This is a genomic window from Nocardiopsis listeri NBRC 13360 (assembly GCF_001570765.1).
GTDB lineage: Bacteria > Actinomycetota > Actinomycetes > Streptosporangiales > Streptosporangiaceae > Nocardiopsis > Nocardiopsis listeri.
The window spans coordinates 86565-97778 of record NZ_BCSH01000007.1; the positions used below are offsets into that span (position 1 = coordinate 86565).

Annotated in this window: 10 protein-coding genes; 5 read left to right on the plus strand and 5 right to left on the minus strand. The window is 69.1% G+C overall.

What is annotated here, in order from left to right; all coding sequences use genetic code 11:
• Positions 1 to 32: 32 nt before the first annotated feature.
• The 3 genes from NLI01S_RS02975 to NLI01S_RS02985 all read right to left on the minus strand — a co-directional run bounded on the left by NLI01S_RS02975 (position 33) and on the right by NLI01S_RS02985 (position 3203).
• On the minus strand, positions 33 to 1292 hold the full coding sequence (locus NLI01S_RS02975; protein WP_084392267.1) for an ABC transporter substrate-binding protein: 1260 nt from the start codon (positions 1290 to 1292) through the stop codon (positions 33 to 35).
• Positions 1293 to 1369: 77 nt separating this feature from the next.
• Complete coding sequence (locus tag NLI01S_RS02980; RefSeq protein WP_067598700.1) at positions 1370 to 2245, minus strand: carbohydrate ABC transporter permease; 876 nt, start codon at positions 2243 to 2245, stop codon at positions 1370 to 1372.
• Positions 2235 to 3203, minus strand: coding sequence for a carbohydrate ABC transporter permease (locus tag NLI01S_RS02985; protein WP_067598703.1), 969 nt, complete (start codon positions 3201 to 3203; stop codon positions 2235 to 2237). Before NLI01S_RS02985 ends, NLI01S_RS02980 begins: the two co-directional genes overlap by 11 nt.
• 417 nt (positions 3204 to 3620) lie before the next feature.
• On the opposite strand from NLI01S_RS02985, the gene NLI01S_RS02990 reads away from it, so the two are divergent.
• From NLI01S_RS02990 to NLI01S_RS03010, 5 genes are all read left to right on the plus strand, one after another.
• On the plus strand, positions 3621 to 4934 hold the full coding sequence (locus NLI01S_RS02990; RefSeq protein WP_067598706.1) for a Gfo/Idh/MocA family protein: 1314 nt from the start codon (positions 3621 to 3623) through the stop codon (positions 4932 to 4934).
• A complete protein-coding gene (locus tag NLI01S_RS02995; RefSeq protein WP_084392269.1) occupies positions 4931 to 6118 on the plus strand; it encodes a Gfo/Idh/MocA family protein in 1188 nt (395 codons plus the stop codon). Before NLI01S_RS02990 ends, NLI01S_RS02995 begins: the two co-directional genes overlap by 4 nt.
• Complete coding sequence (locus NLI01S_RS03000) at positions 6115 to 6954, plus strand: DUF6807 domain-containing protein (protein ID WP_067598709.1); 840 nt, start codon at positions 6115 to 6117, stop codon at positions 6952 to 6954. The genes NLI01S_RS02995 and NLI01S_RS03000 overlap by 4 nt, the downstream gene beginning before the upstream one ends.
• Positions 6955 to 7091: 137 nt before the next feature.
• Positions 7092 to 7985 (plus strand): NAD-dependent epimerase/dehydratase family protein, encoded by an 894-nt coding sequence (locus NLI01S_RS03005; RefSeq protein WP_067598712.1) that lies wholly within the window; start codon positions 7092 to 7094, stop codon positions 7983 to 7985.
• Positions 7986 to 8087: 102 nt separating this feature from the next.
• Positions 8088 to 9119 carry a LacI family DNA-binding transcriptional regulator gene (locus NLI01S_RS03010; protein WP_067598715.1) on the plus strand — a complete coding sequence of 344 codons (1032 nt, stop codon included), beginning with the start codon at positions 8088 to 8090 and terminating at the stop codon, positions 9117 to 9119.
• 76 nt (positions 9120 to 9195) lie between these two features.
• Here NLI01S_RS03010 and NLI01S_RS03015 read toward each other — a convergent pair whose 3' ends face one another.
• Both NLI01S_RS03015 and NLI01S_RS03020 read right to left on the minus strand, forming a co-directional pair.
• Positions 9196 to 10272, minus strand: a complete 1077-nt coding sequence (locus NLI01S_RS03015) for a mandelate racemase/muconate lactonizing enzyme family protein (protein WP_067598718.1) — start codon at positions 10270 to 10272, stop codon at positions 9196 to 9198.
• A gap of 4 nt (positions 10273 to 10276) precedes the next feature.
• The gene (locus NLI01S_RS03020) at positions 10277 to 11182 is read right to left on the minus strand and encodes a 5-dehydro-4-deoxyglucarate dehydratase (protein ID WP_067598721.1); all 906 of its coding nucleotides are present in this window, start codon (positions 11180 to 11182) and stop codon (positions 10277 to 10279) included.
• Between the last annotated feature and the right edge of the window lie 32 nt (positions 11183 to 11214).

Here is an 11214-nt window from a genome sequence, read left to right on the forward strand (position 1 = left end):
GCGGGCGGGGCCACGCCGGGGGGTCGTTCGGGTCAGGTTCCCGAACCGACCGCGCTGCGCAGTTCGGACACGAACTGCTCGGCCGCCTCACTCGCGGTGAGATTGCCGAAGCTGAATTCCTGGTAGGCGCGCCGGTTGATGTCGACGATCTCGCCCGAGCCCACGGGCGGGGGCGGATTGCCATCGACGACCTCGTCCTCGATGTCGGCGAGGAAGTCGGCACCCCGGGTCTCGGTCTCGGGCAGGTCGGACATGATGTGCTCACGCACCTCGATGTTGGCCGGCAGGCCCAGGTCGGCCAGTACGGTCTCGCCCACCACATCACTGTTGAGCAGGAAGTCGACGAATCGGGCCGCCTCCCGGGGGTGGTCGGTCCCGGCCGAGACCGCGTAGTACATGGCGGGCTTGAAGTAGGTGCCGGTGCGCTCGTTCTCGGTCTCTCCGGGAAAACGCAACAGCTCGATGTCACGCCCGGAGGCCTGTGCGACGGCGCCCAGCTGGTTGCTCCAAAAGTGCGCGGTGGCGCCTGTGTTGGTGGCCAGCACCGACTGGTCGGGGCCACCGGCGGCGATCTCCACGCTCTGGGAGGCGTCCGGTTGCCCGCCGCCCTCCAAGAGCCGATCGGTGAGCTCGTACCAGGACTGCAGGGTCTGTTCGGAGAAGGCGACCTCACCGTCCTCGTCGAAGAGGTTCTCCCCGTGCTGGCGGACGAAGATGTGGAAGGCGTTCTCGTTGGTCAGGCCCTGGGTTCCCACGATCTCACCGTCGGTGGCCTCGCTGATCTCGATGGAGATCTCCACGTAGTCGTCCCAGGTCCACGTGGTGTCGTCGGGCATCTCCACCCCGGCCTCGGCGAAGGCCTCCGGGTCGGCGAGCATCGCCGAGGCGTTGACACCGGTGGGAGCGCCGTAGACCGCACCGTCCACCACCCCGCTCTGGGCCACCAACGGGTCCAGGCCCGACAGGTCCAACCCCTCCAAGGTGCTCAGATCCGCCATGGCGCCCCGCTCGGCGTACTCGCTCAGGTAGGACTCGTCCTGCATGAGCACGTCCGGGGCGTCGTTGGCGGCGACACCGGTGGCCAACCGGTCCCAGTAGGCGTCCCAGTCGGTGTAGTCGGGGCTGATCCGGATGTCGGGGTTGTCGGCTTCGAAGACCTCGATGACCTCCTGCAGGTTGGCGTGCCTCTCGTCCGACCCCCACCAGGAGAAGCGCAACTCCACCACGTCCCCGGAGCCACCGGAACAGGAGGTCAGGGCCAAGGCCAACGCACCGGTGGCCGCGGCGACCATGGCCGCAGGCGGGTGTCGTCGTGTGGAGCGGACGCGGGTGAGGGGTGGCACGGGGGGATCCCTTCTGTGGTGCGGCTCTACTTGATGCCGGTGGTGGCGATGCCCTTGACCAGGTAGCGCTGACCCGCGAGGAAGAACCCGAACACCGGCCCCAGCGCCACCACCGACATCGCGAACAGCGGACCCCAGGAGGTCTGGGAGCTGGAGTCGACGAAGGTGCGCAGCGCCACCGGAACGGTGTACATGTCGGGGCTGGTCAGGAAGATCAACTGACTGAAGAAGTCGTTCCAGGTCCAGATGAAGGTGAAGATCGCGGTGGTGGCCAGGGCCGGCAACGACAGCGGCAGGATGATCTGGCAGAAGATCCGCACGTGCCCACAGCCGTCGATACGCGCCGCCTCGTCCAGGTCACGAGGCAACCCGCGAATGAACTGGACCATCAAGAAGATGAAGAAGGCGTCGGTGGCCAGCAGCTTGGGGACGATGAGCGGGTAGAAGGTGTTGATCCAGTCCAGCTGCGCGAACAGGATGTACTGCGGCACGATCACCACGTGGATGGGCAGCATGATCGTGGCCAGCATGATCGCGAAGAACAGGCGCTTGCCCCGAAACTCCAGGCGGGCGAAGGCGTAGGCCGCCATGGAGCACCCGATGAGGTTGCCGACGATGGAGCCGGCCACCACGATCGCGGAGTTGAGCAGGTAGTGGTGGAAGGGGAACTGCAGGGCGCCCCAACCCTCGGTGTAGTTGCTCGGGGTGAAGCTCCAGGGGATGAGCCCGGGTTCGCGGAAGATCTCCGCGGTGGGCTTGAAGGAGCTGGAGAGCATCCACAGCAGCGGGTAGAGCATGATCAGGCCGAAGCCGATCAAGCCGATGTGGGTGAGTAGTCGTCGCGTGCGCGCGGACCGGGTCCGAGTGGGGGTGGGAGCCGGTGCCTTGGTCTCAGTCGCCATAGAAAACCCAGTACTTGGAGGCCAGGAAGTTCACGGCGGTGAACCCCCCGATGATCATCAGGAGCAGCCAGGCCATCGCCGAGGCGTAGCCCATGTCGAACGAACCGAAACCGCGTTGGTACAGGTAGAGCGTGTAGAAGAGGGTGGAGTCCGAGGGGCCGCCGGTGCCACCGCTGACGATGAACGCCTGGGTGAAGGTCTGGAAGGCGTTGATGATCTGCAGCACCAGGTTGAAGAAGATGATGGGCGTGAGCATCGGAACGGTGATGTTCCAGAACCGGTGGAGGGGACCGGCTCCGTCCACGGCGGCCGCCTCGTAGTACATCCGGGGAACCTGACGCAGCCCGGCCAGGAAGATGACCATGGGGGCACCGAAGGTCCACACGTTGAGCACGATGAGCGTGCCCAGGGCGTAGTCGGGGTGGGACACCCAGCCGTACCCCTGTACCCCGAAGAAGGCCAGGACCTGGTTGACCAGCCCTTCGGCGCCGAAGACCTGCCGCCACAGGATGGCGACGGCCACGCTGCCGCCCAGCAGCGAGGGCAGGTAGTACACCGAACGGTACAGGGGCAGGCCGCGCACCCCTCGGTCCAGGACCATCGCCAGCGCCAACGCCAGCGCCAACTGGAGCGGCACCGACACGAACACGTACACGAAGGTGACCCGGAGCGCGCTGAGCAGACGGTCATCGCTCAGCATGCGTTCGTAGTTCTCCAGCCCCACCCACTGGTGGTCACCGATGAGGTTGTAGTCGGTGAAGGAGAAGTACAACGAGGCCAGCAACGGGCCCGCGGTGATGACGATCAGGCCTAGGAACCAGGGTGCCAGGAAGGCGTAGGCGGCCAGGTTCTCCTGGCGGCGCCGACCGGTGCCGCGCCCTGCGGACCCTTTGGCGACGCGGGCCTTGGGCGGGGCGGGATCGACCTTCTTGGGGCTTCGCTGGAGCAGTGCGCTCACGGCGCACCACTCCCGGGGCGCACCTGCGTCCGTGTGGGGCACAGGCGGCGGCTGAGGAGGCTCATGGTCGGGGGACCACCAATCTGGTCAGGGCGGATGCGGAGGACGTGGGGCCGTCTTCACCGACGTGGCCGAGAACACGTGGCGAACTCGCAGGTTATGGCCTGGTAAGCGCTATCCATAGTTTAAGATGTTCAGTTTCTAGCACCGGGCCAGATGGGTGTCAACAGACGATCATCCCCACGGGAAACCCCCTCTCCGGATCGTTATCTTCGCCCCGGGCGACTTCGCGAAGCCGAAAAAACAACTCCGGAACCGCGTTCCAGCCGGTCCGAGCCGCTTTTCCCGCCTTCACGCCCAAGGTAAATCCATGGGCGATCATTGAGTTTCACCCTGGAAAGCGTTTACCCTGGCCGCGTGAACGACACCTCCCCACGCAGATTCGCCATCATCGGCACCGGGTCCAGAGCGCGCATGTACACCCGCGCCCTCACCGACACCCATCGGGACCTGGGCCTGCTGGTGGCCCTGTGCGACACCAACGCCACTCGCATGGCCGTGCACAACCGGATCGTCACCGAGGCGGGGCTGGACCCCGTCCCCACCTACCCGGCCGAGGCCTTCGGCCGCATGCTCCACGAGCAGAAGGTGGACGAGGTCATCGTGTGCACGGTCGACCACACCCACGCCGACTACGTCGTGGCCGCCCTGGAGGCCGGCGTCGACGCCATCACCGAAAAGCCCCTCACCGCGGACCTGGACGGGCTCGAACGCATCAACGCGGCCCAGGCCCGCACCGGCCATCGCGTCACCGTCGGATTCAACTACCGCTACAATCCCGTCCACCTCAAGCTGCGCGAACTCATCGCCTCCGGAGTCATCGGCGAGGTCGGTTCGGTGCACTTCGAGTGGCTGCTCGATCTGCGCCACGGAGCCGACTACTTCCGCCGCTGGCACCGCGACAAGGCCAACTCCGGCGGTCTACTGGTGCACAAGGCGAGCCACCACTTCGACCTGGTCAACTGGTGGATCGGCGCCCGCCCCGAAGAGGTCTACGCCTCGGGTCGGCTGTTCTTCTACGGCGCCGAGAATGGCCACCGCCACGGTGTGGGCGGCGACTACGCGCGCGGGCACGCCTCACCCGAGGCCGCTCAGGACCCCTTCGCCCTGCACATGGCCGACAGCCCCGACCTGACGGCCCTGTACCTGGAGGCCGAACACGAGGACGGCTACCGGCGCGACCTCAACGTCTTCGGTGAGGGCATCACCATCGAGGACGACATGTCGGTGCTGGTGCGCTACGACAGCGGGGTACGGCTCAGCTACCACCTGGTGGCCTACGCGCCCTGGGAGGGCTACCGGATCTCCATCACCGGCAGCAAGGGCCGCCTGGAGCTGGACATGACCGAGTTCGCGCACACCTCGCCCGAGCAGGACGAGCGGCACCCCGTCCGCGGCATGCCCGCCCCCAAGGAGAACAGCACCGCCCGACTGTGGCTGCGCCGTCACTGGCAAGAGCCCGAGGAGATCCCCGTGACCGTGGGCGGTGGCGGACACGGCGGCGGTGACGTCGCCATGCTCACCGCCCTGTTCGGCCGAGTCGACGACGGTGTCCGCCCCGATCACGCCGACGGTGGCAACGCCCTGATCACCGGGCTGTGCGCCAACGCCTCCATCGCCTCGGGGCGCCCGGTGCGCGTGGACGAACTACTGGGGCAGGAGGGCCGGTGAGCACCCGCCCGCTGCCCGAGGGGCCCGTGCCCGTGCTCTTGGTGGGCCTGCACGGGCACGGGCGCTCCCACCTGCGTGCGCTGCGGTCCCTGGGCGAACAGGGGCTGGTGCGCCTGGTCGGTGTGTGCGATCCCCGCCCACCGGCCCCCGACGACGACCTGGAGGGGCACGGCCCCCTGCCCCACTTCGACGACCTGTCCCGGGCACTGGAGGAGACCGGCGCCCGGATCACCGTCCTGGTCACCCCCATCCACACCCACCTGCCACTGGCCCGCACCGTACTCGCCCACGGCTCCCACCTGCTGTTGGAAAAACCCACCACCGCGACCCTGGCCGAACTACACGAACTCACCGACGCCGTCACCGCCTCCGGCCTGGCCTGCCAGGTGGGCTTCCAGAGTCTGGGATCGACCGCCATCGACCACGTCCGTGGGCTGCTGACCCAAGGAGTCGTGGGCGAGCTGCGCGGCATCGGCGGCGTGGGCACCTGGAAACGCACCTCGGCCTACTACGACCGCGCCCCCTGGGCCGGACGTCGCCGCATGGGCGGGCACGACGTGGTCGACGGGGCGCTGACCAACCCCTTCGCGCACATGGTCGCCACCGCCCTGGCCCTGGCCGACGGCGGCGACCACGCCCCGAGCGAGATCGTCCCCGAACTCTTCCACGCCCACCCCATCGAGGCCGACGACACCTCCTGCCTACGGTTGCGCACCCACCAGGGCACCCCGGTGTGCCTGGCCGTGACCCTGTGCTCGCCGCGCAGTCTGCCGCCCGCGCTCCACCTGCACGGTGAACACGGGCACATCACCTTCGAGTACACCCTGGACCGGGTCACGGTGCACCTGCCCGGACAGGACCCGCACACCACCACACACCCGCGCACCGGCCTGATGGAGAACCTCATCGCCCACCTGCGCGAGGGGACGCCCTTGCTGGTTCCCCCCACAGCCACCCTGGGGTTCACCCACGTGCTGGAGGCGGTGCGCACCGCCTCCGACCCCCGCCCCATCCCCGCCCACCACCAGGACGTGTGGCGCGAAGCGGGCATCACCCATCGCACCATTCACGGCATCGACGCCCTGGTCCACCGAAGCGCCCGGCACATGAGCGGCTTCACCGAGCTCGGAGCCGCCTGGGCCGTGCCCGAACCCACCGCGCGCCCGTTGGAGGCCCGACCGTGAACCTGTCCCTGAACGGCACCACCGTGGCCGTGCACCGCGACGGCACCGACCTGGACCCGGTGCTCTCACCACGACCGTTCCTGCACCCGGTGACCACCCTGGCCGGCACCACCGTCACCGAACTACGACCCCAGGACCACGTCCACCACCTGGGGTTCGGCCTGGCCGTACCCGACGTGGACGGCACCAGCTTCTGGGGCGGGCGCACCTTCACCCCGGACCGCGGTTCGGTACTGCTGGACAACCACGGACGCCAACGGCACGTGCGCACCCTGGAACAGGCCCCCGACCACCACACCGAACTGCTGTCCTGGACCGACCCACAGGGCCTGGAACTGATCGCCGAGGAGCGTACGCTGCGCGCGCTACCCCTGAACGAACACACCTGGACACTGCACGCGCGTACGGTCCTGCGCAACACCTCGGGACGGGATCTGAGCATCGGCAGCCCCGCCACCAACGGCCGCCCCGGCGCCGGCTACGGCGGCCTGTTCTGGCGTGCCCCCCTGGGCCCACGCCCACCCGCGGTCACCGGCCCCCACGACCTGAGCGGCGAAGCGGACCTGCACGGTGCACGCGTGCCCTGGCTCGCCATGGCCGGCACCACCGACCAAGGCGCCCGATGGACCCTACTGCTGCACCAGGTCGGCCCGCACCCGGAACCGTGGTTCCTGCGCGCGCACGAGTACCCCGGAACGGGACCGGCCCTGGCCTGGGACGAACGCCTCCCCCTACCGGACGGCGCCCACCTGGAACGCGGCCTGCGGGTGGCCATCGCCGACGGCCACCCCCACGACCTTCCCTCCCTGGCCAAGGCCGTGGCCGACCAACCCTGACCCACCCCCGGGCCGGGCCACCGCCCCTCACCCGGACCCGACCCACCAGGGGCCGCGCCGTCCCCTCTGCGGCGTGGCCCCGCTCCCGTTCTCAACACGCCCCGAATCCGCTCGGGGCCCGGAAAGGAAACCCCGCCATGCGCGTGCTCGTCACCGGAGGTTCGGGAAGGCTCGGCCGTAGCGTGCTGTCGACCCTGGCCGAACGCGGACACCAGGTCACCTCGGTCGACACCACCCCGGCCACCCCACCGCAGGGGGTCGACGCGATCACCGCCGACCTGCTCGACGCCACCGCGCGCGAGGACGCCTTCACCCGCACCGCGCCCCAGGCCGTGATCCACCTGGCCGGGATCGCCGTCCCCTTCGCCCACCCCGACGTACGAACCCTGCAGGTCAACACCGGTCTGGCCTGGGCCGTGCTGACCGCGGCCATGGAACACGGTGCCCACTCGGCGGTGGCCGCCTCCAGCCCCACCGTCTACGGCTACAACACACCCACCTGGACCCCGCGCTACCTGCCCCTGGACGAGGACCACCCCGTCGAGCCCTGGCACGCCTACGGGCTGAGCAAGCAGATCATCGAACAGACCGTCCGGGCCCTGGCCCGCACCACCGACACCTGCGTGCTCTCCGCGCTGCGGCCCGGCTACGTGGTGGCCCCCGAGGAATGGGCCGGTGCCCTCACCCAACAGGGACACACCATGGCCGAGCGCCTGGCCGACCCCGCCCTGGCCGCCGGATCCCTGTTCAACTACGTCGACGCCCGCGACGCCGCCGAACTGTTCTCCCTGGTCATCGAACACCCCGAACGGGTCCGTCACGGCCAGGTCTACAACGCCGTGGCCGACGACCCCCTGGCACCCGGCCCCGTCGACGAGCTCATGGCCCGTCTGCACCCGACCACCGCACCGCACAGCGCCGCCCTGACCGATGGTCGCGCGGTCTTCTCCAACCGGCGGGCCCGCACCGAACTGGGCTGGAATCCCACCCGAACCTGGCGCACACAACTGAGCGAAGGGCGGGTCGGCTAGGTGCGCGCCCAACCACCTTCCCCCTACGACGACGGTCACCCCCATTCTTCCACTAACCTGGGAAAGAGTTTTCCCACAAGTCATGGCAGAAAGGGCAGGGGCGTGAGTTCGTCGTATGTGACGCTGGAACAGGTGGCACAACACGCGGGGGTGTCGCTGGCCACCGCCTCCCGAGTCATCAACGGCAGCACCCGCCAGGTCAGCGAACGCCTGCGCGAGAAGGTCAACGCCAGCGCCGAGGAACTGGGCTACCTGGCCAACGCCTCCGCCCAGACCCTGGCCCGCAACAGCAGTTCCCTGGTCGGCCTGCTCGTCCACGACATCGCCGACCCCTACTTCTCCTCCATCGCACGCGGGGTCACCCGCCACACCGAGGAACAGGGACTGGTCACCGTCCTGGGCACCACCCACCGATCCACCCAGAAGGAGAGCACCCTCCTGGCGACCCTGCGCGCCCACCGCGCCAAGGCCATCGTCCTGGTCGGTTCGCGCTCCACCGACGAGGAGAGCAACACCCGACTGATCCGCGAGATCGAAGCCTTCCAACAACAGGGCGGACGCGTGGCGTGCGTGTCCCAACCCGGGCTGCCCGCCGACACCGTCAACCCCGACAACCACACCGGAGCCGCGGAACTGGCCCGCCACCTCATCGCCCTGGGACATCGACGCTTCGCCATCCTGGCCGGCCCCACCAACCTGAGCACCGCACGCGAGCGACTGGACGGCTTCCACTCCGCGCTCTCCGCCGCCGGCATCGAGCTGGAACACCACAACATCGTGCACGGCGACTTCACCCGCGATGGCGGATTCGAGTCCACCCGACGCCTGATGCGCCTGGGCACCGACGCCACCTGCCTGTTCGCGGTCAACGACGTCATGGCCACCGGCGCCATGGCCGCCCTGCGCGATTCGGGCATCCGCGTACCCCAGGAACTGTCCGTGGCCGGGTTCGACGACATCCCCACCCTGCGCGACCTCACCCCCGCCCTGACCACCGTGCGCCTACCCCTGGAACAGATGGGCGAACGCGCCGCGCAGATGGCACTGGAGACCGACCACGAAGGCCAGGACCGCACCGTCAACGTCCAAGGCGAGGTCCTCATGCGCGAGAGCACGCAGCGCCCCGCCCTGTGAATCCCCAGCGGGGGTGGTGGAGCGATTCCGCTCCACCACCCCCGTTCGCGTCCCGTGCCAGAGGACGCGTCCCGTGCTAGGGGAGTGGGGACAGATCCCGGGCGAAGGACAGACCGTGACCAAGGCCGGTCTCAGCGCTCAGCCACCCCTCACCGATCCGCACCCCGCTGGGGGCGGCCAAAGCCCCCAACGCCTCGAACGAGGCGTGGTCGATGTCCTCGACCATCGCCACCCGGGGCACGCACAACGCCAACTGCCCCGACAACTCCGGCAACAGGTGCGGCGCCACCGGCACACCACGCCGCGCCATCGACTCGGCCACCCGCAGGAACGGGGTGATGCCACCGACCCGCACCACATTGGGCTGGGCCACATCGCACACCCCCGCCTCGACGAACCGGTCGAACTCCTCGACCTCGCGCAGGTTCTCACCCAGGGCGAAGGGCACCGCGGTACGCGCCCGCAGGCGTTCATGCGCGGCCAGATCCCGGGCCGGCAACGGCTCCTCCACGAAGAGCGGATCGTGTTCGACCAACCGATCCAGGGCCCGCACGGCCGTGGGCACGTCCCAACGCTGATTGGCGTCCACCATCAGCGTCCGCTCCGGGCCCAACACGCCGCGCACCGCGGCGACCCGCTCGACATCGCGCGTCACCTCGGCCGACCCCACCTTGATCTTGGCGGCCCGATGCCCGGACCCGACCCAGGAACCCACCTGTTCTAGCAGGTCGGCGGAGTCGTAGTCGAGATTGACCCCGCTGCCATAGGCGGCGACCCTATCGCGACGCCGACCGATCAGGTCCACCAGCGACATCCCTGCCACCTTGGCCTGAACATCCCACAGGGCGATGTCCACCCCGGCCAGGGCCATCAGGGTCAACCCGGTGGTACCCGCCTCGCGCAGATGCCATCGCAACTCCTCCCACCGGCTCGGGTGGGCGAGCCCGCCCACCACCACCGGCGCCAGGTCGGTGTTGACCAAGGACACCACCGCCCCCGCCCCGATCAACGGGGTCCAAGAGAACCCGGTGCCCACCACCCCGGCGTCGGTGGCGACCTGCACCACCACGATGTCGTTGTGATCCACACCGCCGTCCCAGGCCCGCCGCAACGGCAAACGGAACGCGCGAGCCGCCACCTCGGTGACACGCACTCGCTCAGCCCTTCCCGATCAAGGACAGACCCGTCTGGATCAACGCCGACAGCTCGGCCTCCTCCGCCGAGGTCAGATCGACGAAGGGAGCGCGCACCGCACCCGCCCGCACCCCGCGCAGCCGGGCCCCGGCCTTGACCAACGACACCGCGTACCCCGGGGAACGGTCACGCAGCCGCACCAGCGGGTCGTAGAACTCGCTCACCAAACGCCCAGCGAGCGGGTCGGCGGAATGGAAGGCCTTGTAGAAGGCGTCGGCCACCTCCGGGACGAACGCGAAGGCCGCCGAGGAGTACAACGGAACACCCACCCCGGAGTAGGCCGCCACGGTCAGCTCCGCGGTCGGCAACCCGTTGAAGAAGGTGAAGTCCGCACCGCGCACCGCGCGCACCGCCAACACGACCTGGTGCATGTTCCCCAGATCACCCACACCGTCCTTGATGCCCACCACCCGTGGAATGGCCGCCAACTCCGCCGCCGAGTCGGGGGAGAACACCATGGAGCCGCGCTGATAGACGATGATGGGGATCTCCACCGCATCCGACACCGCCCTGACGTACTCCACCAGACCCCGCTGGGGCGCCGAGACCAGGTAGGGCGGCAACAACAAGATGGCGTCCGCGCCCGACTCCAAGGCGGTCCGCGCCTGCTCGATGGCGGTGCCCACGCTGCCACCGGCACCGGCCACCACCGGCACGGCACCGTCGACCACCTGAACCGTACGACGCACCACCGCGGCGTGCTCGGCCGCGGACAGGGCGTGGATCTCACCGGTGCCACATGCGGTGAAGACCCCACCGGCCCCATGGGCCACCCCCGAGGCCACGTGCTCGGCGAGCACCTCCTGGTTCACCGCTCCGGCGTCGTCGAAGGGTGTGAGGGGAAAGAACAGGATCCCGTCGAAGTTCATGTGCTTTGCTCCTTGTCACGAGGGCGCCGCCC

Coding starts and splice junctions, on each gene's coding strand:
- NLI01S_RS02975 (WP_084392267.1), bottom strand. CDS start 1,292: ATGGTCGCCGCGGCCACCGGTGCGTTGGCCTTGGCCCTGACCTCCTGT.
- NLI01S_RS03020 (WP_067598721.1), bottom strand. CDS start 11,182: ATGAACTTCGACGGGATCCTGTTCTTTCCCCTCACACCCTTCGACGAC.
- NLI01S_RS03005 (WP_067598712.1), top strand. CDS start 7,092: ATGCGCGTGCTCGTCACCGGAGGTTCGGGAAGGCTCGGCCGTAGCGTG.
- NLI01S_RS02980 (WP_067598700.1), bottom strand. CDS start 2,245: ATGGCGACTGAGACCAAGGCACCGGCTCCCACCCCCACTCGGACCCGG.